Raw genomic sequence first — 23,160 nt, forward strand, 5'->3', positions numbered from 1 at the left:
GAGCCGTTACTCCGGGCTGACGTGCAGGGTGAGCACCGGGCACGCGGCGCGGCCGACCACCTTCTGCGCCACGCTGCCCAGCAGCATGCGGGTGAGCCCCTTGCGCTGGTGCGTGCCCATCACGATGAGGTCGTACTTCCCGCGCTCGGCCTCCTCCAGCACCACGTTGCCCGCCTCGCCAATCACCACGCGGTGGGACAGGGCGACAGGCGCGGTGCCGTCCACCTTGCGCAGCAGGGATTCCAGTTCCTTGCCCGCGGTGTCGCGCGCCATCGCCTCCAGCGAGGTTGCGTCCCAGCCGGGCGAGGCCACCAGCAGGTCCGGCGCCACGTACTGCGGCGGCTCCCAGGCGTGCAGGACGTCCACCGTCGCGCCGAAGGGGCGGGCGAGTTGCAGCGCGTAGTCCACGACGGACCGGGAACCGTCCTTCAGGTCCACCGGCACGAGGATGCGTGAAGGGCCAGCCATGGGTGTCCTCCTGTGGGAACTATGAACGGTTAATGCCCGACCGCCTCCAGGGCAAGGGGGCGTGCAGGGAGAGCCGAGCAGCGGGGCGGGCACGCAGGGCCATCCGCGCATGGACACCTTCCTGTCCGAGGTCCTGCCCCCCTATGCGCCCTCCCATCGACAACGGTACCGTGCTCATCATCGGCGCAGCTGGCGGCATCGGCCGCGAGCTTGCCCGGCTGCTCTCCCCCCGGGTCAGGACCCTGGTGCTCGTCGCGCGCGACGTGGACGACCTGGGGAGCCTGCGGGAGGAGCTGCTCGTCCGGAACCCCACCCTGGGGGTGATGATCCGCGCGTGCCGGCTGGATGATCCGCGCGCCGTGGACGCGCTGTTCGAGCACCTGGAGCGCCACTACGTCCGCGTGGACGTGCTCATCAACAACGCGGACCATTCCTCCAGCGGCCTGTACGCGGAGGAGCGCTGGAAGCGCATCGAGGAGCTGGTGCATGCGAATGTGCTGGCCCCGGCCATGATCACCCACCGCCTGCTGGGCCCCATGCTGGAGCGCGGGCGGGGTGGCATCCTCACGGTGGGCTCGGGCGCGGCGCGCCTGTTCCTCCCGGGGGCGGTGGCGTTCTCCGCCACGCAGCGCTTCCTGGACGGCTTCAGTGAGTCGCTGCGCCTGGAGCTGAAGGACGCGGGCATCCCCGTCACCTTCGTGGCCCCCGGCCCGCTGGCGCTGGAGCCGCACCTGGAGGGAGAGGTGACGCCGTTCTTCGAGCTGTCCCTGCGCCAGTGCGCCCGCGAGGCCCTGGAGGGCTTCGAGCGGGGCGAGGCGCTGGTGTACCCCGGCCTGGGGCACCGCTGGGTGATGCGGCTGCTGCGTTTCCTGCCGCGCTCCTTCAAGCGGGGCCTGGGGCGGCTGGCGCTGGGCGGCCTCAAGCGGACGCTGCTCCTGAAGCCGACCGGGCCCACCGGAACGGATGCGCCCCCCCAGCCGGTGCTGCTGGCCAGGGGGGAGCCTTCGTCCGCGACGTAGACGATGGGCGACTACAGGCCGATTTCGGCCAGACGCGCCTTCACGCGCGTGGCCTTCACGCCGGTGTTGGCCGTGCCGCGGCCCTGCGAGTTGCCGCCGACGCCGATGTGGTGCAGCGCCACCACCTGGTTCGTGGACGTGGAGATGACGGGCGAGCCGGACGAGCCGCCCAGCGTGTCCGCGTCGTAGGAGATGTCCGTGGTGCTGTAGTTGCCGTTGAGCACCTTGCCCGGCGAGGACTTCTTCGTCGGCACGCAGGACGACGTCGTGTAGTAGTCGCAGTTCTGGTTCACGACGTACACGGTGGCGTTCGTCGCCGCGTTGGCGGTGGCGACGGTGAGGAAGCCGTACACCTGGCCGGGCAGCTGGCCGTTGACGGCCGAGCAGCGCAGCGCCGTCATGTCGTCACCGCTCCACGTCTTGATGAACGTGGCGCACGGGTACCAGACGCGCGAAGCGGACGCGACGCCGTCCTCGTAGTTGAACGACACGCGCGCGCCCACCGCTTCCGACGCGCTGCCCACGCAGTGGTTGTTGGTGATGATGATGTCGTTGGAGACGAGCCACGCCGTGCAGCGGCTTCCCACCGCGGGGATGGAGAGGTAGCCCACCGCCAGGGACTTGGTGCGCTGCGTGCCCGTGAGGGACGTGGCGCTCACCCAGTTCAGCGAGCCCACGATGACGTTGGACTCCTGCGACGCGAGCGGCTCCGCGTCCGGCACGTCCATGGGCTCCACGGAACCACACGCCGTCAGGCCCATCACCAGCATCGCACCCACGAGCTTCTTCGCGGCCATCACTGAATCTCCCCCCGCGCGGCATTGCGCGGCGCGGGGGGCCTACGCACGGCCCGTGCCAGTGCGCCCGTCAGAGAGAGCCCGGCGTCACGCCCCCGTGACAGTGGTGCGTGGATGCTCCGTGCAATCCGGTTGCGTTTGTAAAGAAACGTCACAATCCGCGGCGAATCCCCAGCCATCCCGGGAACTTGCGTGATTTTCCGGGAGTGCCGCTTTTGCGGACATGCGGGGTGCGCCCCTGTCCCAGGCGGAGACAGGGGCGGGGAGGGCGGAATTCTTCAGCCGATGATCATGTCCTCGCGCTCGAGGGTGCCTTCCTCGAAGCGGCGGAGGTTGAAGCGGGTGAAGAGCTCGTCGGAGTCGCCGGAGGTCATCCACTGGGCCATCCGCTCCGCGACGGCGGGGGCCATCATGAAGCCGTGGCCCACGAAGCCGGACAGCTGCAGCAGGTTGTCCAGGCCCGGGGTGCGTCCCAGGATGGGGTTGTTGTCCGGGGTGACGTCATAGAGCCCGCCCCACTGGCGCAGCACCTTCACCTGGCCCACGTGCGGCAGCTGCTCCGTGAGGGCCTGGGCGAAGCGCGCCACGAAGCGCAGGGTGCTGCCCATGTTGGGGCCGGCGGGCTCCTTGGGGTCACCCATGCCGCCCACGATTTCACCGCGCATGGACTGGCTGAAGTACAGGCCCGTGTCGAGCACCGACACCAGCGGCGACAGGAAGGGCTTGAGCGGTTCGGTGCTGAGGATTTCGTGGCGGTGCGGCTCGTTGGGCAGCGTCACGTCCGCCAGCTTCGCGACCTGCGGGCTCCACGCGCCGGAGGCGAGCACCACGGTGTCGCAGGCGATGTCGCCCCGGTCCGTCTTCACCTTGCGCACCTGGCCGTTGCTCGTCTCGAAGCCGGTGACGTTGGTGTACGTCTCCACCTTCACGCCGCGCTTCACGCAGCCCTGCGCGTAGCCCCACAGGAAGGCCCAGGGGAAGATGACGCCGTCCTCCGGGTTGTAGGCCGCCGTCACGCAGTCCTTCATCGTGAGGTCCGGGACGATCTGCCGCGCCTCGTCCGCGGTGATGATGCGCGTGGGCACGCCGTACTTGTTGTGCAGGGCGGCGTTGCGATCCAGGCGGTACGCGGTGTCCTTGCGCTTGGCCAGGAACAGGTAGCCACCCTGGCGCAGCCACACGTTGACGCCCAGGTCGCGCGCGAAGCCCTTCATCAGGTCGATGGAGCGCTTGGCCAATTCAATCAGCGCCGGGGTGCCCCACTGCATGCGCACGCCGCCGCCGTTGCGGCCGGACGCGCCCGCGCACAGGTAGCCGCGCTCCAGCACGACGACGTCCGTCTCCCCGCGCAGGGCCAGGTTGTACGCCAGCGACAGGCCCATGATGCCGCCGCCGATGATGACCACCTTCGCCTTCTGCGGCACCGGCCCTTCCGGGCGCAGCGCGGACGGGAAGTGCTCCAGCTCCTGGGGCACGCCGCCCACGGGCGGGACGGACTCGTCCACGGGAGCGCTGGCGAGCACGCGCAGCTCCGTGGGGTACAGCGGCGGGCGCGGCGTGAAGGGCACCACGCCCTCCGGCTTGAGCGCCGGGGCCTTCTGCTTGAGCAGCGCGGCCACCGCGGCATGGCAGCTCTTGCCCTGGCAGATGCCGGTGCCGAAGCCCGTGTAGCGCTTCACCGACTCCACGTCGTGGTAGCCGCGCTCGATGGCGTGCTCCACGTCCGTGACGGTGACGTCCTCGCAGGTGCAGACGAGCGCCTTGCTCATGACAGCCCTCCCATCAGTGCCTGCGCCGCGCGTGCGCCCATGGCCGCGGCGTCCTTCGCCGTGCCGACCTTCGCCACGTCGCCCGCGACGAACACGTCCGCCGCCTGCGTGCGCCCGTCCGCGTCCGCGTCGACCCGGAAGTGGCCCGCGTCCGCGTCGAACTCCACCTTCGCGCCGCCCTGGCGCGCCAGCTCGAAGCCCGGCGTCACCGGCACGGACACCACCACCGCGTCGCACGACACCTTCTGCTTGCGCCCGCCCTGGGGCGTGAAGCTCAGCGCCGTCACGCCTCGCAGGCCGTGGGCCTTGAGCCCGTCACCCATGACGGCCTTCGGGTGCGCGTTCGCGGGCAGCGGGCCCTTCAGGTCCACCACCGCCACCACCTCCACGCCGCGCTGGGTGAACAGGTGCGCCAGCGCGTGCAGCTCCGGGCCGTGGCCCACCAGCGTCGCCACCTGGGGCGCCACGTCGTGCTTTCGCAGGAGCAGGCTGGCCGCGCGGCCCGCGATGACGCCGGGCAGGTCGTTGTTCTCGAAGGGGAGGGTGGGGGGATGGCCGCCCACCGTGAGCAGGAAGCGCTTCGCGTAGACCTTGAGCAGCCGCAGGTTCGCCGCTTCTTGCGACGCCACCGCCAGGTAGCGGCCGTGCTCGTCGTCATACAGGCCAATGACGGTGGCGTTGCGCACCACGCTGCCCTGCGGGAACGCTGTGGCCTCCGGCACGAAGGGCGCGTTGTCCTCCGGGGCGCCGTGGGCCAGACGTCCGCCCAGGTTCGCGTCGCGCTCGAAGAGCAGGAAGGGCACGCCCTGTCCGGCGAGCACCCGCGCCGCCTCCAGGCCCGCCGCGCCGCCGCCCACCACCGCGACGGAGGTGTGGAAGGTGCGAGGGGGCAGGGGCTCCGGGCCCGCCTGCTTGGGCAACAGGCCCAGGCCGGCCAGCTGCCGGGCCACGCGCGCCATCACGTCCTCCGCCACCGGCACGCCCGCGAACATCTCGTGATGGTCCAGGCGCTTGGGGAAGAACCAGTCGATGGTCTCGAAGATGTCCACCTTCGCGGACGGGTACGCGTTCTGCCGCTCCAGCCGCATGCCCTCCTTCGCGGGGGTGCGGCAGGTGTAGACGTTGGGCAGCCCGTCCACGCGCATGAGGCAGTGCGAGCAGGCCGCGGCGAAGCAGTACGGCCCGCGCGGGCGGTGGTACTTCACGGAGCGGGAGAGGACGTTCTCGCCCGCGGCGATGAGGGAGCACGCCACCGGCTCGCCTTCGATGGCGGGGATGCTCTCGCCCTCGAGGTCCACGGTGATGGCCCTGCCGCGCGGGGTTGCGTCTGGGAGGCGTCGCATGGGTGCCGCGCAAAATGGCGCACCCGACGGAGCCGGTCAAAGCCTGTCAGCGGCCGCCCGCCCACCGTCAACACCCCGTGACGACAGCGCAGGTGATGGCGCGCGAGCACGGCACTTGTTGGAGAAGGAAAAGCCCCACTCCCGGTGCGCTTGGGAGCGGGGCTTCATGATGCGGTGTGGCAATTCGGGTGGCCGTGAGGCCGGGTGCGTCAAACCGGGTGCTCGCTCCGGGGGAAGATGGGCTCCGGCATGCCCCGGCCGCGGTAGCCGAACCGGGTGCGGATGACCGCGCCGAAGGCCAGCGGGTTGAGGATGAGGTTGAGCAGCACGCCCACCACCGGGATGTGGCTGATGAGCAGGATGAGGCCCAGGCCCAGGGCGAGCACCACCGCCTGCGTCTTGCGGCCGCGCATCACCGGCAACCGCGTGCCCACCTCGCTGGCGATGGCCGCGTAGCCCAACGCCGTGCCCAGCATGGAGGCGACCAGGAGGGCGAACGCCACCGGGATGCCGATGAGCGTGATGCACAGGACGATGGTCAGCGGGATGAGGGCCAGCGCACCCACGATGCCCACCCAGAAGTTGCGGGCGGGGTTGGCGCGGATCTCATCGCCCAGCTCCTTCATGCGCGCCGGGAAGAACATCTGCCCCAGGAAGCCCAGGCCGAAGAGGAGCGCGAACTGGAGGATGAAGGACGCCAGGCCCCCGCCGCGGCCGTCGTGGTCGTCATCGTCGTCGTGGTCCACCGACGCGTCGTGGTTCTGCCCGTCCTGCATGCCGCGCTTGATCTCACCGGCCACCATGCGGCCCAGGCCCGCGCCGCCGAAGGACTCCAGGCTGCCCTCCACGATGGCGCCGTCCGCCTTCTGCACCTGCCCGCCAAAGGCGGACACGTCGCCCTCCACCTGCGCGTTGGGCCCCAGGATGACGTTGCCGCCGAAGGCGTGCGCGTCTCCCTCCACGTGGCCCTGGATCTCCAGGTTGCCGCCGAAGGCGACCGCGTCGTCCTCCACGGTGCCCTTCACGATGAGGTTGCCGCCGTACACGACGGCGCTCTCCACGGACTCGCCCTCCTTCACCTCTAGGTTCTGTCCGCGCGCCACCACGTCCCGGGCGCCGCGCTTGCCCTTCTTGTGCTTGAAGCTGTCGCGGAAGCTGCGGATCTCCTCGCGGATGCGCTGCTTGGCGGCTTCGGCCTCTTCCTTCGCGGCCTGCTTGGCCTCATCGCGAGCGCGCCTCGCCTCTTCGCGGGCTTCCTCACGTGCCTCGCGGGCCTCCTCCGGCGTCGCGTCCTCGTCCAGGGTGGGCGGAGCGGGAGGCGCCGGCGGCGCGGGCGGGCTGGCGGCGATGACGGGCGGAGCGACGGGCGGCGTGGGGGCGTTGGCCGTGGGGCCTACGCCGGACTCCTTCTCCTTCGCGGTCAGCGGGCGCAGCGTGAAGATGGAGCCGTCCTGCTCCAGGTGGAGCGAGTAGGCGCGGGCCACGGTGCGCAGGGCCTGCTCGGCGCTGATGCCGCGCAGCCGCACTTCGGCGGGGGTGTCCAGGTCGCCGGTGACGACCAGGTTCAGGCCGCCCTTCTCCGCGATGGTCTTGAGCGCGTCCCGCAGCGAACCGCGGAAGCTCACGTCGATGGTGCGGGCCGGCGCGGTGGCGGCAGCGGCGGGGGCCGGGGCGCCTTCCGCGAGCGCCACGGGGGCGCCGAGGAGGAGGGTCGGAAGCAACAGGCGGGGGAGGATCTTCATGGTCACGCTCAGGCTTCGGAGAGGGACGGAGGAGGGGAGCCGGCCAGGCGCTTCAGGCCGAACAGCGACGTGAACACGACGAAGGCGACGATGCAGGCCACCGCCAGCCCCGCGGTGCTCCACAGGGCGTGCGCACCGCTGAACAGGCCTTCCACGAACGCGCGGCTGTCGCGCACGCTGGACGCGAACGCGGTGCCCATGCGGCCGAGCGCCCTGTCGTTGGTGAACAGGAAGCCCAGACCCACGCCCAGGGACGTGAGCAGGATGGCCAGGCCCGTCCACACCTCGCGGCGCTGGGGCACGGGGCTCTCCGCGACGCGGGCCATCACGTTCACGACCAGCGACGGGGGCGGTAGCGGATCCGCCAGCCGGAACAGATCGTTCTCCAGCAGGCGGTGGTCCTCCATCACGGCGGCGCACGCCTCGCACTCCGCGGCGTGATCCAGGGCGGGACCCTCACCGGCCTCCAGCTCCGCGAAGAGGACCTCCAGATCAGGGCAGGGGGTGGGGCTCATCGCGTCTCCTCCTCGGCGGGCGCCATCTTCTTGCGCAGCTTTTCACGGGCTCGGAACAGGCGGGCCATGATGGTCCCGGGCGCGCAGCCCATGATCTGCGCGATCTCCTTCGTGGTGCGCTTCTGGACGTAATAGAGGGCCAGCACTTCACGGTCGTCCACGGAGAGCGTCTCCATGGCGGCCTCCAGTGACTGCCGCTCCTCACGCGCGATGGCCCCGTCCTCCTGGGACACATCGTTGCTGGGGAGCACCTCCTTCATGGGCTCCAGCTCCTCCGTGCGCACCTTGGTGCGGCGGCGGAGCAGGTCCAGGCAGAGGTTGCGGGTGATGGCGAGCACCCAGAGGTCGAACGGGCGCGAGTCGTCATACCGGTGGAGGTTCTGGTACGCGCGGAGAAGGGCCTCCTGCGCGACCTCGGCGGCCTCCGCGTCGCTCTGCAAGAGGCGCAGCGCCAGGCCGTACACCGGGCGCTGCACGCTGCGAACGAGCGCTTCGAAAGCGGACGGGTCCCCCTTGCGGGCGGCCTGCACGTCCGCCTTCCAGGGGAGCGGGGCGGCGTCCTCAGCCATCAGCATTCCGATGGCCATGGGGAGCGAGTCGAGGGCAAGAGCGTTCACACCCTGGACTACGGGCGCGGCCAAAGGCCATTGCGCCGCCCTCGATCATCACTTCCGCTTCTGTTTTTTCGCGGACTTGGCGGCGGCAAGGCGCTGCTTTTCGGCCTTTTCCGCCCGGCTTTCGGCCTTCACCTGCTTGCGCTGCTTCTGCTTCGCCCGGAAGCCCAACGGAATCTCCGGCTCGGGAGCAGGCGAGGGGGCGGCCTTGACCTCATCCAGGTCCGGCAGCTCCTCGCGGGGCTTGCGGGCAGGACGGCCGATGCGGCTGGGGGGACGGGCGTCCTTCGCGGGCGGTGCGGCCCGGTCGTCGCGACGGGAGGTGCCCGGACGGGCGGGGCGCTCGGACGTGGCCGGACGCTCGGACGTGGCCGGACGCGTGGTGCGCGGGGTGGCCCGGTCCGCCAGGGTGCGGTGGCGGGAAGGTCCTTCCGAGGCACGCGCGACACTCCGGGCCTCTTCCACCCGGACCTCGTCGCGCTCGGTGGTGACGAGCCGCGGGCGCTGCGAGGTGCGGATGTCCTCCTTCGAGTCCTCCGTGTACTCGAAGTGGAACAGGCGCTTGATGACCAGCGTGGCGTACGCGCCCGGGGGCAGCGTGAAGGCCACGTTGACCTTGATGTCGCCGCGGTTCACGTCGTCGTTCTGCGTGCGGCCCACGACGAGCTTGTGCGGGAACATCACCAGCGGGCGCTCCTCACCCTTGAAGTAGAGCATCCGCTCCGCGCCCTTGATGCGCAGGTCGGCGAGCTTGAGCTTCTCCTTGCCCAGCACCCACGCCATGGCCTCCGCCACCTTCGGATCCTCGAAGGTGGAGTCCGGCCCCACGAGCGGGAAGGTCTTCTCGCGCAGCGTGTGCAGCACGTCCGGGGTCGCGTCCCGGAAGTGCAGCAGCGTGCCGGCCTGGTAGCGCATGGGGAACATGGCTTCGCGCGGCAGCATCAGCTGGAGGTAGCGGCGGACGCCCTCGTTCCAGAGGAAGCTCTGGTACTCGAAGAGGATCATCGCCCGGTAGTCCGAGTCGATCTGCAGGAACGCGCGGAGCCAGTCGCCCGGGTGCTCACGCAGGGAGCGCAGGATGCGGTGGTACTTCTTCGCGCCCTCGAAGGGCACGCGCGCGTCCCACTTGCCCCAGTTGTCGCGCCAGAAGCCCTTCACCTTGGCGTCCTCGGTGCGGTCCAGGTCCGAGGGGCGGGCGAAGTAGTTGTGCAGCGCGGCCTCGAAGTCGCCTCGGATGAGGTCCTTGGCGATGAAGCCCTGGCCGTGCTTGAGCGCGCCGAAGCGCTGGCTGTCGAAGTAGTTCACCACTCCCAGCCGGTTCACCTCCGCGGCGGCCAGGTTCAGCGGCGCAAGCGAGTCACGCGTGAGGGCACGCACGGTGACGGAGAAGCGGTTGGAGGTGATGTTCCTCGCGGACAGCGGCTTGTCCGTCCGGCCCAGGAACTTCAGGCGCAGATCGGGCTCCTGCATGTCCACGTCCGCGCTGTCCACGGCGATGATCTGCTCGGTGCGGCCCTGCTTGTCCTTCAGGCCGCAATAGCTGATGGCGCCGGGCTTGAGGCCGAACGCGTCACGGATTCGGTTGACTGCGTCAAAGGTGGACAGCTTCTGCTTGTCCATCAGGTAGACGCGATGCTTTCCGCTGGCGACTTCGTCGAAGCGGTAGGACTCCTTCACGGAGAAGTCCTCGGGTTTTTGCTTGATTCGCACGATGCCCCCTTACCACGTGACCGCCCGGATTGAAGCGTTCGCGCTGGAAATGGGCTTAACCTGCAACCCCATGAGAAACCTTCCCGCTCTGCTCCTGCTGGGGCTCGCTGGGCTCGCCGCCGGGTGCGCGACCCCGTTGTCCACCATGCAGACGGCCAAGACGCTCTCACCGGGCCAGGTCCAGGTGACGGGCAGCATGGGCGTGTTCGTCCCGGTGGGGACGCTGGCGTCGGTGGTGGACGTGGGCATCGACCAGGGGCTCGAGGCGAAGCGGGCCATCGAGGAGGACCGGCCCTACAACCTCACGGAGGAGGACCAGCAGCGCCTGCTGACGGCGGGCCTGGCCCTGGCGGTGGCCCCGCCGGGGGTGAACCCCGAGCTGATGGTGCGGGTGGGGCTGCTGGACGGCTTCGACGTGGGCGGTCGTTACAACGGCAACGCGCTGCGCTTCGACGGCAAGGTGCGCCTGGCCCACGGCGGGCCGGGGCCTCGCCGCTCCTATGACCTGGCGCTGGGGCTGGGGGTGTCCAAGTACCTGTTCTCCGGGGCGGTGATGGACGTCCTGGAGGTCGTCCAGCTGGGGGACTTCAGCCGGACCGACGTGGAGGTGCCGCTGTACCTGAGCGCCGAGTACGGCGACGTGTTCAAGCTCTACGGCGCCCCCAAGTACGTCTTCAGCCACACCCGGTTGGACGCCCAACTGGTGGACTTCTCCCAGCAGGGCAAGCCGGTGACGGGCTTCGACGCGAGCCTGCCGTCCGTGGTGAACAGCCACTTCGTGGGCTCCACGGTGGGCTTCGCGGTCGGCTACAAGTACGTGCACTTCTACGCGGAGCTCACCGGGGGCTACGTCTTCTGCAACCCCCACGTCTTCGGGCAGAAGCGGGACCTGGGCGGGATGACCTTCCTGCCGTCCGTGGGCCTGGGCTTCCGGGCCCCCGAGCGCCGCCCGGCCGCGTCCGTGAACCCCGCCGCCCCGGGGACGGTGGCCCCGCCGTCCATATGAGCCACCCGACGGGGACGGGGACTGACCGGCCGTGCAGGGCGTTGGTGGGCTGGAACCGGGGGGGCTTCGCGAGCGTTCCTTTGGGGCGGAAGGCTCTGGTAGTGTCCGGGCCGGTGAGGATTCGCGCGTGAACCAGGCACCCGCCCCATTCCCGCCCAGGTCCGGGTCGCACCCGCGCGGGCCGCACCTGACGGGGCGGTTCGCGGACGGGTCGCTGGGGGAGTTTCCCCTGGGCCCCACCACGTCGCTCGGCCGCCATCCCTCCAACACGCTGCGGCTGGTGGACCGAGAGGTCTCCAAGGAGCACGCCACCATCGAGAAGGTGGGGCGCGACTTCGTGCTGCGCGACCTGAACTCGTCCAACGGCACCTTCGTCAACGGGCGCCGGGTGACGGGGGAGATGCGCCTGAAGGACGGGGATGAGATCGCCCTGGGCTCCTCCAGGCTCGTCTTCCACAGCGGCGAGGCCCTGCCCGGCGGAAGCAACCCGCCCACGCTGCCGGGCGTGACGGTGGTGGCCAACGCCGTCTCCATGCCGGCCTTCCTGGCGCAGATGGACCAGGTGCCGCAGAACTTCCGTCCGGCCGACCAGGTGACGGACACCGCCGCGCTGCGCCGGGACTACGAGAAGCTGCGCATCGTCCACGAGTTCCACCGGCAGGTGAGCCTCAAGGGCACGCAGGACGACCTGTTCGAGCAGATTCTCAAGGTGGCCTTCGAGCTGCTCGCGGCCGACCACGGCGTCATCCTGAAGGTGGGTCCGCAGGGGGAGTTCATCCCTGCCGCGGTGCACCACCGGCAGGGCAAGCAGGTGAACGTCATGCTGTCGGACACCGTGCTCAAGCGCGTGGTGGAGACGGGCAAGGCGGTGCTCACCGCGGACGCCATCATCGACGAGCGCTTCTCCGCCGCGGAGAGCATCGTGGCGCAGGGCATCCGGTCCGCCATGGCGGTGCCGCTGCTCGTCAACGGCGACATCATGGCGGTGCTGTTCCTGGACAGCCGCCAGCAGATCAACGCCTTCTCGGAGAAGGACCTGACCATCCTCTCCGGCATCGCCGCGCAGGCGGGCATCGCGCTGGAGAACGCGGCCCTGGCGGAGCAGATCCGCAACGAGGCGGTGACGCGCGCGGAGCTGTCGCGCTTCCTGTCCAAGGCGGTGGCGGACGCGGTGATCAACGGCGGCACGGAGGACCTGCGCCAGAGCCGGCTCGCGGAAGTGAGCTGCCTGTTCGCGGACATCCGTGGCTTCACCACCCTGGCGGAGAGCGACTCGCCGCAGGAGGTGGTGTCGATGCTCAACAGCTTCTTCACCGCCATGGCGGACGTGGTGTTCCGCTACGAAGGCAACCTGGACAAGTTCATCGGGGACTGCGTGATGGCGGTGTGGGGTCCGCCGTCGTCCCACCCGGATGATCCGGCCCGCGCCTTGCGCGCCGCGCTGGAGATGCAGGACGCCGTCACGGAGCTCAACCGGCAGCGCGTGCTGGATGGCAAGAAGCCCATCGAAGTGGGCATTGGCGTGAACACCGGCCAGGCCGTCGTGGGCTACATGGGCAGCGCGGAGCGGCACGAGTTCACCGCCATCGGCGACACCGTGAACACCGCGTCGCGGCTGTGCGGCATCGCGAAGAGCGGCGAGGTGCTGGCGTCGGAGGCCACGGTGCGCAAGTCCGGGCCGGGCTTCGACGTGGAGGAGTTGCCGGTGCTGCAGCAGGTGAAGGGCAAGGAGAAGGGCGTGCAGACCTTCCGCGTCCACGGCGCGGAGCTGACCACTTCCACCTCCCGCAAGGTGCGCTGACGGTGCGCTCCTCGTCCATGACGACGACCCAGTCGTGCCCCAACTGCGGCACGGTGCACGACACCCGGGTGTACGTGAGCGGCCAGAAGGTGACGTGCCGCTGCGGCATCCGGTTCGAGGTGCGGCGCGCGGACGTGTCCGGCATCCACCGCCCGGCCGAGCCGTCGGGCATCCGTCCGGCCGACAAGGTCCACGACGAAGCAGGCAACGCGGTGACGTTCACGCCGCGCACGGCGGATGAACCGCCAGAATCGACTTCACCTTCCGCCGCTCCGGGTGTTGGCGCGGGCCGGGAGGACTCGGTGGGACAGGAGATGAGGGCCGGCTCCGTCCCAGGGGGCAACGAGATGAACATCCCGCGACCGGATGGCGTGGGGAAGGCGGACGAGGGCGAGGTTCCCGCGGGGGCGGTGTCTGCCTCCGTCGAGGGCCGCGACGCGCCTTTGTCTGGAGTGGCATTGCCCGCGACGGGCCCGGTGGCCGCGGAGGCGGTCGGGGCCACGCTGGTGCGCCCGGAGTCGCTGGGGGTGAAGGCCCCGCGCGCGCCCCTGAACACGGGCATCCGCGACATCGAGACCGCGGAAACGATTCTGACGGGCGCGAAGCCCGAGCTTCCGGGCCTGGAGCTCCTGGAGGTGCTGGGGCGCGGCGGCATGGGCGAGGTGTGGCTCGCGCGCCAGCGCTCCCTGGGCCGCACGGTGGCGGTGAAGATGCTGCCGCCCCGGCTGGCGAAGGACGAGGAGTTCGTGTCGCGCTTCGACAAGGAGGCGACCGCGCTCGCGGCCCTGAGCCACCCGAACATCGTGCAGATCATCGACCGGGGCGTGCAGGGCGAGCACTACTACTTCGTCATGGAGTACGTGGAGGGCCAGTCGCTGCGCCACGCGCTGAGCGGCAGGGACCCGATTTCGCCCGCGCAGTCGCTGAAGGTGCTGCTCCAGGTGGCGCGCGCCGTGGAGTGCGCGCACGCCAAGAACATCATCCACCGCGACCTCAAGCCGGAGAACATCCTGCTGGATGGGCGGCTGCACGCGAAGGTGGCGGACTTCGGCCTGGCGGGCATCCGCGAGCCGGATTCGGAGAAGCAGCTCACCGCGACCGCGGTGGCCATGGGTACGCTCAACTACATGGCCCCGGAGCAGCGCCGGGACGCGAAGAACGTGGACGGGAGAGCGGACCTCTTCTCCCTGGGCGTGATGATGTACGAGGCGCTCACGGGCGAGCTGCCCGTGGGCCGCTTCAAGCTGCCGTCCGAGCGCGTGGGAGGCCTGGATCCGCGCCTGGATCCGGTGGTGGAGCGCCTGCTGGAGACGGACCGCGAGGCCCGCTACGCCACCGCCACGGAGGTGTGCGAGGCGCTGGAAGAGCTGGTGACGGCCTCGTCGTCGCCGCACGTGGTGGCGCCCGCGTCGGCGCTGGCGCGTGCGCGGACCTCGCACGTGGCTCCGATGAAGTCCCCGACGGCCGCCGAGTCCGCCGTGCTGGACACGATCCACGCGGGCTGGGGCCGGGTGCGCACCGGCCTGTCCGTGGTGGGCGGCCTGGCCGTGCTGGGCCTGGCGGTGCGCGCCTTCGTGGGGCCGGTGAGCCTGCGCCTGGGCGACGAGGAGTACGGCCTTGGCCGCCCGAAGCCGCCCCCGCTCACGGAGCTGCACTTCCCGGCCAACACGGAAGGGGAGGTGTTCTCCGGCCTGAGGCTCACGCCGCCCGAGGCCGGCTCGGCCAGCTCCACCCTGGAGCTGGGCTTCGGGCCGGGCGAGGAGGAGATCAACGTCCACAGCGGCACGTGGACGATGGACCAGGGGGAGCTGCGCGTCGTGCAGGCCGGCCGCGAGGCGGACGGCAAGCTGGTGCCGCGCGCGTACCTGGCGCACCGCTACTTCACGAGCGACGACTTCACGGCCGAAGTGCTGATGGACGTGAACCCGCTGGGGAAGCAGTGGTCGGTGGAGGAGGACGGGCAGCACTTCGGCGAGCTGGCGTTCCGCATCCGCGACGTGCAGGTGTCCGTCTTCGCCATCCCCGACGCGGGCATGCGCCTGTCGTGGCGCTACTTCTCCCCGGAAGACGGGCATGAAGTGGTGGGCAACAGCGCCGAGGACACCAAGAACCTGGTCCAGGACGAGATGCCGGTGCCGAAGCAGGGCCCCTTCCTGGTGAAGCTCCAGCTCAAGCGGCAGAAGAGCGGCGTGCGGGTGGACGCCTTCCTCAACAAGAAGCTCTTCGCCTCCAAGGTGCTGCCGGGCTTCGAGGGCCGCGTGGGCAAGCTGGCGCTGGGCTGCCGCAACCTCGAGTGCATCTTCGATGACCTGAAGGTCGTGGGGCCGCTGCAGGAGCGCCCCGTGCGCCGCGTCCCCGGCGAGTAGTCCGCCGCGGCCTTCCGGCAAGGGGATGGGGCTTGCCGCCCCGTCCGCCCGTTCCCACCTTGCTCCCGCCGGGCTCCGTCGTCTCGGGGCCGTCCGGCACGCGGGCGGGGGTGGGGCATGGCCGTGGACCTGGGGCGCGTGCTCCTGCTGCCGCTCTGTGGCGTGGGCCTGGCCCTGCTGCTCTGGGCGACCTTCACCCTGGGGCGGACGCCCACGGACGCGCGGCCTCGCTGGATGCTCGCGGGCTTCGGGGCGCTGGCCCTGGGGCTGGTGCTCTTCGTCCCGTGGATGCGCGGGACGCCGCTGGTGCCCGTGTCGCCGGACGTGCTGGTGAAGGCGCTGGGCGCCGTGCTGCTGGTGCTGGCCGCGGGGGTGTCCGCCCGGGGGGCCCGGGTGCGCCTGCGGGCGGATGCGCTGCGCGGCGCCGCGCCCATGTCACTCGATGAGGCGGTGGAGGCCCTGCGCGCGGGGCGGCCCCCGGGCTTCGGCGTGTACCGGGGCCAGCTGGATTCGGTGGAGACGCTGACGTCACCGGGCGGCGTGCCATGCGCCTTCTACGACGCGGCGGTGCACGCGCTGGGGACGCATGGCCGCAAGGGTCCGCTCCTGTCTCGCGAGCGCGCGTACTCGCCGGTGCTGATCCTGAAGGGCGAGCGCACGCGGGCCGCGGTGGGCTTCGCGCCGTCCGCGCTGCTCGCGCCGGTGGAGGTGCGCCGGTGCCTGGCGCCGCCCGCGCTCACCCGGGAGGAATTGTTGGGGGTGCCCGCGCAGGCGCTGTCCTGGGAGCGCGTGGGCGTCCCCGGGGAAGCGTGCCTGGTGGTGGGGGAGCTTCAGCGCGGGTCCCGCGACGGCACCTACGAGCTTCGCGGGCGCGGTGGGCGTCCGGCGCTGATGGTGCTGGGGGAGGGCGCCACGGGCACCGGCGGGGTGTTGTCCCGCCGGGCCTGGAGGCACTTCGCGGCGGCCGGGGCGCTGTCCCTGGCCGCCGTGTTCATGCTCGCCCGGACCCTGTGAGGTCCGGGCGGGGGGCTCCGGCCCTGGGGGGCGCCGGAGCCGGGGACGGCGGAACGACTACCCCGGATCGATCTGGCAGTTGTTCGGGCAGTTGTCGAAGTTGTTGGTGTTGCCGTCGTCGCACGTCTCGCCGAAGTTGTACTGGGTGATGCCGTCGCCGCAGCGGGCGTTCCAGATGCAGGTGAGGCTGCACTTGCCGTAGCCCGGGCCGTTGAGGTTGCCGTTGTCGCACGTCTCGCCCTGATCGACCGTACCGTTGCCGCAGGTGGACTTGCACTCGGTGCGCTGGGTCTCGAAGTTGTTCAGGGTCAGCCTGTACGAGGACTGGGACGTGTGGCGCTCCGCCTGGAACACGACGACCTCGTAGATCTTGCCCTTCACCAGGCCCAGGCCGGACACGGTGGCTGCATCCGCCAGGGACACCGTGCCGGAGGTGGCTCCGTGCACGCCGCCCAGGTCCAGGGCGAGCTTGCGGTTGATGAACACCCAGACGTCGTCGTCACCCAGGAACGTCAGCACCTCGTTGCCCTTGAACTCGAACCAGTAGCGCGTCTCGCTGGTGAAGCTGAAGTTGCGCTTGATGCCGTTGTTGTCGTTGAGCCGGTTCTCCTTGCCCAGGCCCACCCAGCCGCTGTCGTCGAGCGGGAAGAAGGTCTGGTCGTCGAACACGTAGGAGTTGTTGGCCTGCTTGTCGAGCTTCAGCGTGCCGACCTCGGTGACGTTGATGTTGGCCGTGTCGCGGTACCACTGGTCGAAGGCCGTCTTGCCGTGGGTGGTGCCGGAGGACACGCCCTCCTTCGCATAGACGGGCTTGCCGTCCGCGCCGAGGGCGGCGAACTTCGCGCCGACGATGCCCTGCTCCGCGCCGTTCGCGTCGTCGAAGTCCGGGTGGATGGTGGCGGGGTAGTTGCCACCGACGGGCTGACCCTTGCCGCGGAAGTCGCGGTAGACGACCGGGATCTCCACCACGTCCGGCAGGGTGCCCTTGACGTTGAAGCAGGCGAAGCCCGCCTCCAGCTTGCAGTCGGACGAGCAGCCGTCGTTGGAGCGGGTGTTGCCGTCGTCGCACTGCTCGGTGGTGTCACCGGGGAGGATGACGCCGTCGCCGCAGCGGGCCTCGCAGGTGCCGTTCACGCACCGGGGCTCCAGCACGCACAGCGGCGAGCAGCCGTCGCCCATGTCGTGGTTGCCGTCGTCGCACTGCTCGGTGCCTTCCTTCTTGCCGTCGCCGCAGGTCGTCTTCGCGCACGGCTGCCCGATGGTGTCGCACTTGTAGCCCTGCTCCAGGCGGCAGGTGTCGCTGCAGCCGTCGCCCTTGATGAGGTTGCCGTCCTCGCACTCCTCCTCGCCAGCGATGATCTTGTCACCGCACTCGGCGGCGCGGCAGCGCTGTCCCTGGAAGGGGCAGGACCAGCCGGTCTCCACGGCGGAGCAGTCCGCCTTGCAGCCGTCGTTGGACTCGTTGTTGCGGTCGTCGCACACCTCGCCTTCCTCGACGATGCCGTTGCCGCACGCCGTCGCCACGATGCAGGGCCGGCCCGACACGGGACACTCGAAGCCGACCTCGACCTCCTTGCAGTCGAACGTGCAGCCGTCGCCGCTCACGGTGTTGCTGTCGTCACAGGCCTCGCCCTTCTGGACCTTGCCGTCACCACAGACCTGGGGACCCGGGTCGTACGTGCCGCCGTCGGGCTGCTTGGTGGGGTCGCCGCCGTCGGGACCCGCGTCGCTCTGGCCCCCGTCCGTGATGTTCGTGCCGCCGTCTTCGTCCGAGCCTTCGTCGCCGGGACACGCTGTCAGTGTGAGGAGGAGGGAAGCGAGCAGGACGCTCGCAAGCCGGGGGAGCAGGGGGGAATGTTTCAGCATGAAGCAGATGCTGAAAGCCTGTGACCCCAGGTGTCAAATGGATCAGGTGTTTTCTCACCCAGCCGGTGCGTAAAAATGAAGAAAGCCCGTACGGGTGTACGGACTTCCGTGTATCGCCCTGTCTCGCGGGGCTACATCTGTTCCAGCTCCTGACCCTTCGTCTCGCGGATGTACTTCGCGGCGAAGAAGATCGAGAAGACGGCGGCCGCGGCATAGAGGCCGTACGCCCAGCCGAGTCCCACGGCCTGCAGCGACGGGAACGTGGCGGACACCAGGAAGTTGGCCAGCCACTGCGCCATGGCCGCGATGGACAGCGCGAGCGCTCGGATGCGGTTGGGGAACATCTCGCCCAACAGCACCCAGACGATGGGCCCCCACGAGAAGCCGAAGAAGACGACGTAGAGGTTGGCGGCGATGAGCGCGGTGGTGCCTGCCGCGCCCTGCAGCACGGGCTTGCCCGCGGCATCCAACGGCGCGGTGCCGAAGAGGTACGCCAGCAGGCCCAGCGTGAGCGCCATGCCCACGGAGCCGATAAGCAGCAGGGGCTTTCTTCCAACCTTGTCCACGAACGCGATGGCCACGAGCGTGGTGAGGATGTTGGTGACGCTGGTGATGACGGTGATGGCCAGCGCGTTGTGCTCGGAGAAGCCCACAGCCTGCCAGAGGACGCTGGAGTAGTAGAAGATGACGTTGATGCCCACGAACTGCTGGAGCATCGCGAGCACGATGCCGATCCACACGATGGGCAGGAACCCGAAGCGGCCGCCCTTCAGGTCCGCCAGGTGCGGTGTGTAGTTCGTGCGCAGCGAGCGGCGGATCTCCACGACCTTGGCGGGCGCGGCGTCCCCCTCGATGTCGCTCAGCACGCTCAGCGCCTCCTGCTCACGGCCCTTGGCCACGAGGAAGCGCGGGGACTCCGAGATGAAGATGGCGCCGATGCCGTAGAAGAGCGCGGGTGGCAGGCCGCTGAAGAACATCCACCGCCACGCGGTTAAGCCCAGCCAGGTGGGGTTGGAGGCGGAGCCCGCGTAGAGCGCGATGGCGAAGTCCCCCAGCAGGGCCACGAAGATGCCGGACACGATGGCCAGCTGTTGCAGGGACGCCAGGCGGCCGCGCAGGTACGCCGGGGCGATCTCCGCGATGTACGTGGGCGCGACGACGCTGGCGAAGCCCACCCCCAGGCCGCCCACCAGCCGCCAGAAGCTCAGGTCCCAGAGGGAGAACGCGAGCCCCGATCCGATGGCGCTGATGATGAACAGCCCCGCCGCGAGCATCATCGCGCGCCGGCGGCCGTAGCGGTCCGCGAAGGGCCCCGCTGCGAAGGCGCCCGCCGCCGAGCCGATGAGCGCGGAGGATACCGCCAGCCCCAGGCCCAGGCTGCTCGCGGCGAACTCGGCCTTCAGTGCGACGACCGTGCCGTTGATGACGGCGGTGTCGAAGCCGAAGAGGAATCCGCCCAGGGCGGCCACCACGGAGATGCCGATGATCCTGCCAGTCCGCACCTCCCGATGCGCCGGGGGCCCGCTTGAATGGGCATCGAGGACATCCGCCATGACGTGCTCCTTCCCCTCGGACGGGCACGTGTCCGGCCCTCGCGGGTGCGCACAACGGCCCTGAGGAGAGGTGCTCCCGGTGTCCGCCGAAAGGCACTCCCGGGCAGGCCGCCGCCCCGATGGCCGCTCGTTGGGGGGCGGGGCTCGGGCTTCGAGGGCGATTCGAAGTTCAGCCCTCGTCCGCCAGGCCGTACTCCTTGAGCTTGCGGGCGAGCGTGTTGCGGCCCATCTCCAGCGTGCGCGCGGCCGCGGTGCGGTTGCCCTTCACGGCCTCCAGCACGCGCAGGATGTGGCGGCGCTCCACCTCCGCCAGCGGAAGGAGGAGCGGTGCGTCCGGTGTGGTGGCGGGCACTTGCGGCGCGTCTGGCTCGGTGGGCGAGGGCGCCCGGTCCAGGGAGGGCAGGGGCAGGTGCTCCTCCAGGATTTCGCCCTCGGACAGCACCACGGCGCTTTCGATGCAGTTCTCCAGCTCGCGCACGTTGCCGGGCCAGCGGTAGCGCTTGAGCCTCGCGAGCGCGGTGGCGCCGAGGCGGGGCACGGGCAGGCGGTGGCGCTTCGCGGCGGTGGCGACGAAGTGACGGGCGAGCCGCTCGATGTCCTCCGCGCCGCGCTCGCGCAGCGGGGGCAGGAGCAGCTCCACGACCTTGATGCGGTAGTAGAGGTCCTCTCGGAACCTGCCCTCCGCCACCATGCGCGGCAGGTCGCGGTGGGTGGCCGCGACGATGCGCACGTCCACCTTGACGGCCTGCGTGCCGCCCACGCGTTCGAACTCGCGGTCCTGCAGCACGCGCAGGAGCTTGCCCTGCACGGCCTGGGGCAACTCGCCCAACTCGTCGATGAAGACAGTGCCGCCGTCGGCCGCCTCGAACTTGCCGGGCATGCGGTGGTCGGCGCCGGTGAAGGCGCCCTTCTCGTGGCCGAAGAGCTCGTTCTCGATGAGGGCGGCGGGCAGGGCCGCGCAGTCCACCTTCACGAAGGGCTTGTCGCGCCGGGGGCCATTGACGTGGATGGCTCGCGCGAAGAGCTCCTTGCCGCAGCCGCTCTCCCCGCGCAGCAGCACGGTGGCGTCCGTGGGCGCGGCCTTCTGCACCAGGCGGTAGAGCGCCTTGAGCGGCGGGGCTTCTCCGATGATGCGGTTGAAGAAGTAGCCCACCGGGGCCTGCGGTTGATCCTTCGCGCGCTGGAGCTCCTGGTAGAGGCTGGTGCTCTGGAGGGCGGTGCTCACCTGCGCCGCGATGTCGGTGAGCTTCCGGGTGTCGTCCTCCGTGAAGGGGCCGCCGCCCAGGCGGTTGAGCACCTGGAGCACGCCGTACACGGCGCCCGCGGCGTCGCGCAGCGGCACCGCGGCCAGGCTGATGGTGCGGTAGCCCGTCATCCGGTCGATGTCCGCGAAGAAGCGGCGCTCGCCGCGCGGATCCGGCACGTGCACGGGCTCGCCGGCCTCCGCCACGTAGCCCGCCACGCCCTGGCCCAGCTTCACGCGGATCTGCGCGACCTCCGGCAGGTGCGCCGCGCGGCTGAACAGCTCGCGGCGCACGGGGTCCAACAGCCACAGCGTGCCCCGGTCCGCCTGGAGCGTGATGGCGATGCGGTCCACGAGCGTCTGTAGGAAGGCGTCCAGGTCCACCTCGCGCCCGACGAGGCCACCAAGGGGGAGCAGGACCTGGGACACATCCGGCGGGGACGAGGGCATGGCGGCGGGCAGCGGCGGAAGAGAGAAGGGCGCTGGAGACAGTCTATCGCACGGCTCCGGGCTCGCGGCGCTCATGCGCCCGCCGCGCGGCCCAGGAGCATGCGCTGGCCTTCACGCGCGGGCTCGGTGAAGGGGAACAGGCCGCGCGCCTCCTGCGCCATGTCCTCCAGCAGCTCGTCCGCGTGGGACGGGTCGTGGTGGAAGAGGAAGAGGCGCCCGGCGTGCAGGTCCTTGGCCACCTTGGCCGCGTCCATCATCGTCGAGTGGCCCCAGCCCTTCTTGGACATGCCCTTCTTGCCCTCGTACTCGTCGGGCGTGTACTGCGCGTCCAGGCACAGCGCGTCCGCGCCCTCGAAGTGACGGGCCACGTCCGGCGTGAGGCGCTCCGGCAGCTCCACGTCCGTGGCGTACACGAAGGAGTGGCCGTCCGCTTCGACCCGGTAGGCCATGCAGCCGTCCGGGTGGGGCACGTCGATGGGCGTCACCTTGAAGGGGCCCACCTCCACGGTGCGGCCGTGCATCGCGGCGCCGAAGGTCATCTTCGAGCGCATGGTGGACAGCGGCACCGGGAACTGCGGCGGGCGCATCTGCTGCGACAGCGTGGACTCCAGCGCCTGCGCGCCATTCGCGCCGGGGCCGTACATCGTCAGCGACGTGGTGGGCAGGTACGCGGGCGTGAAGAAGGGGAAGCCCTGCACGTGATCCCAGTGCAGGTGCGAGAAGAACATCGTCGCCTTCTGGGGAGCGCCCTCGCGCATCATGACTTCGCCCAGCGTCCGGATGCCCGTGCCCGCGTCGAGGATCAGCCGCTCGCCCTGGCTCGTCACCTCCACGCACGCCGTGTTGCCACCGATGCGCGAGCCCGACACCGCGATGCTGCCCCGAACGCCAAAGAAGCGGATTTCCATGGTGAGTCTCCTGATGCTCCGACACCCGCTGGGGGCGCCCTGACGTGGAGGGGACAGAGCACGTCCGGTGCCAGCGCCAAGGGGTTGGAATCATTGGAGTGACGGGGGTGGGGCAGGGCGGGCTGCTCCATTCTGGAGCGCTCCGGATGGGGCGGGCGGTCCAATCCGGAGCGGCCCCGCGCCGTGGGGGATTCCTGGTAGACCCCGGGGCCATGCCAACGATTGCGTTCTGCACCATCAAGGGTGGCGTCGGGAAGACGACCTTGTGTTCGCACGTGGCGGCGGCGCTGGCGGACGCGGGCCGCCGGGTGCTGCTGTTGGACCTGGATCCGCAGGCGCATGCGTCGCTGGTGCTGGGCCTGGAGACGCGTGAAGGCCCGTGCGTGGCGGATGCGTTCGGGCCTCGGCCGAAGCACAAGTTGGATGAGATCGTGGTGGCGTCGCCGAAGCGGCAGGGGCTGTTCATCGCGCCGGGGGCACCGCGCATGGCGGCGCTGGAGCGCGAGTTGTTCGGCTGGGGTCATCGGCTCCAGGCGATTCCGCGCGCGCTGAAGACGCTGTCATGGACGCCGGACGTCATCATCGTGGACACGCCGCCGAGCATCGGCGCGTTCACGGAGGCCGTGCTGTGCTTCGCGGACGTGGTGGTGGCACCGGTGCCCACGGGCGCGTTCGCGCTGCAGGGCCTGGGCGAGATTGAGACCGCGTGGCGCGACGTGCGCGAGCAGGGCGGCCAGCTGGTGGCCGCGGTGAACCTGTGGGATCGGCGCACGCCCGCGACCAACGAGGCGATGGAGGAGGCGCTGAAGGACGTGACGGTGCCGGTGCTGAAGGCACGCATCCCGCGCTCGGAGTCCATCAACCAGGCGGGCCTGGGCTACGAGGTGGTGTTCGACGTGAGCCCGAACGCGGCGGGCGCGGAGGAGCTGCGCGCCATGTCCCGCGAGCTGGCGAAGCTCGCGGGGCTGCGCTGACG

The 23,160-nt window shown here is 70.4% G+C and carries 18 protein-coding genes; 6 read left to right on the plus strand and 12 right to left on the minus strand.

Annotation, left to right across the window (positions count from 1 at the left end):
• Nucleotides 1-6 precede the first annotated feature (6 nt).
• A complete protein-coding gene (locus tag GTZ93_RS27930; RefSeq protein ID WP_120580698.1) occupies nucleotides 7-468 on the minus strand; it encodes a universal stress protein in 462 nt (153 codons plus the stop codon).
• A 143-nt stretch (nucleotides 469-611) separates the two neighbouring features.
• On the opposite strand from GTZ93_RS27930, the gene GTZ93_RS27935 reads away from it, so the two are divergent.
• Nucleotides 612-1,487: an SDR family NAD(P)-dependent oxidoreductase gene (locus GTZ93_RS27935; RefSeq protein ID WP_139919608.1), complete on the plus strand. Its 876-nt coding sequence runs from the start codon at nucleotides 612-614 to the stop codon at nucleotides 1,485-1,487.
• Between the two features lie 11 nt (nucleotides 1,488-1,498).
• Here GTZ93_RS27935 and GTZ93_RS27940 read toward each other — a convergent pair whose 3' ends face one another.
• The 7 genes from GTZ93_RS27940 to truD form a co-directional block, all read right to left on the minus strand.
• Nucleotides 1,499-2,284, minus strand: a complete 786-nt coding sequence (locus tag GTZ93_RS27940; RefSeq protein ID WP_139919609.1) for a trypsin-like serine peptidase — start codon at nucleotides 2,282-2,284, stop codon at nucleotides 1,499-1,501.
• Nucleotides 2,285-2,562: 278 nt separating this feature from the next.
• A complete protein-coding gene (locus GTZ93_RS27945) occupies nucleotides 2,563-4,053 on the minus strand; it encodes an FAD-dependent oxidoreductase (protein WP_139919610.1) in 1,491 nt (496 codons plus the stop codon).
• Complete coding sequence (locus tag GTZ93_RS27950; protein WP_139919611.1) at nucleotides 4,050-5,396, minus strand: 2Fe-2S iron-sulfur cluster-binding protein; 1,347 nt, start codon at nucleotides 5,394-5,396, stop codon at nucleotides 4,050-4,052. Before GTZ93_RS27950 ends, GTZ93_RS27945 begins: the two co-directional genes overlap by 4 nt.
• 209 nt (nucleotides 5,397-5,605) lie before the next feature.
• Nucleotides 5,606-7,138: a bactofilin family protein gene (locus GTZ93_RS27955; RefSeq protein WP_139919612.1), complete on the minus strand. Its 1,533-nt coding sequence runs from the start codon at nucleotides 7,136-7,138 to the stop codon at nucleotides 5,606-5,608.
• Nucleotides 7,139-7,146: 8 nt separating this feature from the next.
• Nucleotides 7,147-7,653 (minus strand): hypothetical protein, encoded by a 507-nt coding sequence (locus tag GTZ93_RS27960; RefSeq protein ID WP_139919613.1) that lies wholly within the window; start codon nucleotides 7,651-7,653, stop codon nucleotides 7,147-7,149.
• On the minus strand, nucleotides 7,650-8,228 hold the full coding sequence (locus tag GTZ93_RS27965; protein ID WP_370457290.1) for an RNA polymerase sigma factor: 579 nt from the start codon (nucleotides 8,226-8,228) through the stop codon (nucleotides 7,650-7,652). Before GTZ93_RS27965 ends, GTZ93_RS27960 begins: the two co-directional genes overlap by 4 nt.
• Before the next feature lie 90 nt (nucleotides 8,229-8,318).
• Nucleotides 8,319-9,977 (minus strand): tRNA pseudouridine(13) synthase TruD, encoded by a 1,659-nt coding sequence (truD, locus tag GTZ93_RS27970; RefSeq protein WP_139919614.1) that lies wholly within the window; start codon nucleotides 9,975-9,977, stop codon nucleotides 8,319-8,321.
• A gap of 70 nt (nucleotides 9,978-10,047) precedes the next feature.
• Between truD and GTZ93_RS27975 the strand changes: the two genes are divergently transcribed.
• The 4 genes from GTZ93_RS27975 (at nucleotide 10,048) to GTZ93_RS27990 (ending at nucleotide 16,164) form a co-directional block, all read left to right on the plus strand.
• On the plus strand, nucleotides 10,048-10,983 hold the full coding sequence (locus GTZ93_RS27975; protein WP_139919615.1) for a hypothetical protein: 936 nt from the start codon (nucleotides 10,048-10,050) through the stop codon (nucleotides 10,981-10,983).
• A gap of 127 nt (nucleotides 10,984-11,110) precedes the next feature.
• Nucleotides 11,111-12,784, plus strand: a complete 1,674-nt coding sequence (locus tag GTZ93_RS27980; protein WP_121782225.1) for an adenylate/guanylate cyclase domain-containing protein — start codon at nucleotides 11,111-11,113, stop codon at nucleotides 12,782-12,784.
• A 17-nt stretch (nucleotides 12,785-12,801) separates the two neighbouring features.
• The gene (locus tag GTZ93_RS27985) at nucleotides 12,802-15,150 is read left to right on the plus strand and encodes a serine/threonine-protein kinase (protein ID WP_139919616.1); all 2,349 of its coding nucleotides are present in this window, start codon (nucleotides 12,802-12,804) and stop codon (nucleotides 15,148-15,150) included.
• Nucleotides 15,151-15,267: 117 nt separating this feature from the next.
• Nucleotides 15,268-16,164 carry a hypothetical protein gene (locus tag GTZ93_RS27990; protein WP_139923224.1) on the plus strand — a complete coding sequence of 299 codons (897 nt, stop codon included), beginning with the start codon at nucleotides 15,268-15,270 and terminating at the stop codon, nucleotides 16,162-16,164.
• A 57-nt stretch (nucleotides 16,165-16,221) separates the two neighbouring features.
• On the opposite strand, the gene GTZ93_RS27995 is transcribed toward GTZ93_RS27990, so the two are convergent.
• The 4 genes from GTZ93_RS27995 to GTZ93_RS28010 all read right to left on the minus strand — a co-directional run bounded on the left by GTZ93_RS27995 (nucleotide 16,222) and on the right by GTZ93_RS28010 (nucleotide 22,184).
• Complete coding sequence (locus GTZ93_RS27995; RefSeq protein ID WP_139923222.1) at nucleotides 16,222-18,030, minus strand: DUF4215 domain-containing protein; 1,809 nt, start codon at nucleotides 18,028-18,030, stop codon at nucleotides 16,222-16,224.
• A gap of 131 nt (nucleotides 18,031-18,161) precedes the next feature.
• Entirely contained in the window at nucleotides 18,162-19,583 is a 1,422-nt protein-coding gene (locus GTZ93_RS28000; protein WP_139923220.1) for a sugar porter family MFS transporter, read from the minus strand.
• Nucleotides 19,584-19,752: 169 nt separating this feature from the next.
• Nucleotides 19,753-21,351, minus strand: coding sequence for a sigma-54-dependent Fis family transcriptional regulator (locus GTZ93_RS28005; RefSeq protein ID WP_139923218.1), 1,599 nt, complete (start codon nucleotides 21,349-21,351; stop codon nucleotides 19,753-19,755).
• Nucleotides 21,348-22,184, minus strand: coding sequence for an MBL fold metallo-hydrolase (locus GTZ93_RS28010; RefSeq protein WP_121755759.1), 837 nt, complete (start codon nucleotides 22,182-22,184; stop codon nucleotides 21,348-21,350). The genes GTZ93_RS28005 and GTZ93_RS28010 overlap by 4 nt, the downstream gene beginning before the upstream one ends.
• A gap of 212 nt (nucleotides 22,185-22,396) precedes the next feature.
• Between GTZ93_RS28010 and GTZ93_RS28015 the strand changes: the two genes are divergently transcribed.
• A complete protein-coding gene (locus tag GTZ93_RS28015; protein WP_120580793.1) occupies nucleotides 22,397-23,158 on the plus strand; it encodes a ParA family protein in 762 nt (253 codons plus the stop codon).
• The last annotated feature ends 2 nt before the right edge of the window (nucleotides 23,159-23,160 follow it).

Source organism: Corallococcus exiguus, from assembly GCF_009909105.1.
Lineage (GTDB): Bacteria > Myxococcota > Myxococcia > Myxococcales > Myxococcaceae > Corallococcus > Corallococcus exiguus.

What these genes read in the sequence shown, in the direction of transcription:
- GTZ93_RS27930 (WP_120580698.1), bottom strand. Translation starts at nt 468, where the DNA reads ATGGCTGGCCCTTCACGCATCCTCGTGCCGGTGGACCTGAAGGACGGT.
- GTZ93_RS27935 (WP_139919608.1), top strand. Translation starts at nt 612, where the DNA reads ATGCGCCCTCCCATCGACAACGGTACCGTGCTCATCATCGGCGCAGCT.
- GTZ93_RS27940 (WP_139919609.1), bottom strand. Translation starts at nt 2,284, where the DNA reads ATGGCCGCGAAGAAGCTCGTGGGTGCGATGCTGGTGATGGGCCTGACG.
- GTZ93_RS27945 (WP_139919610.1), bottom strand. Translation starts at nt 4,053, where the DNA reads ATGAGCAAGGCGCTCGTCTGCACCTGCGAGGACGTCACCGTCACGGAC.
- GTZ93_RS27950 (WP_139919611.1), bottom strand. Translation starts at nt 5,396, where the DNA reads ATGCGACGCCTCCCAGACGCAACCCCGCGCGGCAGGGCCATCACCGTG.
- GTZ93_RS27955 (WP_139919612.1), bottom strand. Translation starts at nt 7,138, where the DNA reads ATGAAGATCCTCCCCCGCCTGTTGCTTCCGACCCTCCTCCTCGGCGCC.
- GTZ93_RS27960 (WP_139919613.1), bottom strand. Translation starts at nt 7,653, where the DNA reads ATGAGCCCCACCCCCTGCCCTGATCTGGAGGTCCTCTTCGCGGAGCTG.
- GTZ93_RS27965 (WP_370457290.1), bottom strand. Translation starts at nt 8,228, where the DNA reads ATGCTGATGGCTGAGGACGCCGCCCCGCTCCCCTGGAAGGCGGACGTG.
- GTZ93_RS27975 (WP_139919615.1), top strand. Translation starts at nt 10,048, where the DNA reads ATGAGAAACCTTCCCGCTCTGCTCCTGCTGGGGCTCGCTGGGCTCGCC.
- GTZ93_RS27985 (WP_139919616.1), top strand. Translation starts at nt 12,802, where the DNA reads ATGACGACGACCCAGTCGTGCCCCAACTGCGGCACGGTGCACGACACC.
- GTZ93_RS27990 (WP_139923224.1), top strand. Translation starts at nt 15,268, where the DNA reads ATGGCCGTGGACCTGGGGCGCGTGCTCCTGCTGCCGCTCTGTGGCGTG.
- GTZ93_RS27995 (WP_139923222.1), bottom strand. Translation starts at nt 18,030, where the DNA reads ATGCTGAAACATTCCCCCCTGCTCCCCCGGCTTGCGAGCGTCCTGCTC.
- GTZ93_RS28000 (WP_139923220.1), bottom strand. Translation starts at nt 19,583, where the DNA reads ATGGCGGATGTCCTCGATGCCCATTCAAGCGGGCCCCCGGCGCATCGG.
- GTZ93_RS28005 (WP_139923218.1), bottom strand. Translation starts at nt 21,351, where the DNA reads ATGAGCGCCGCGAGCCCGGAGCCGTGCGATAGACTGTCTCCAGCGCCC.
- GTZ93_RS28010 (WP_121755759.1), bottom strand. Translation starts at nt 22,184, where the DNA reads ATGGAAATCCGCTTCTTTGGCGTTCGGGGCAGCATCGCGGTGTCGGGC.
- GTZ93_RS28015 (WP_120580793.1), top strand. Translation starts at nt 22,397, where the DNA reads ATGCCAACGATTGCGTTCTGCACCATCAAGGGTGGCGTCGGGAAGACG.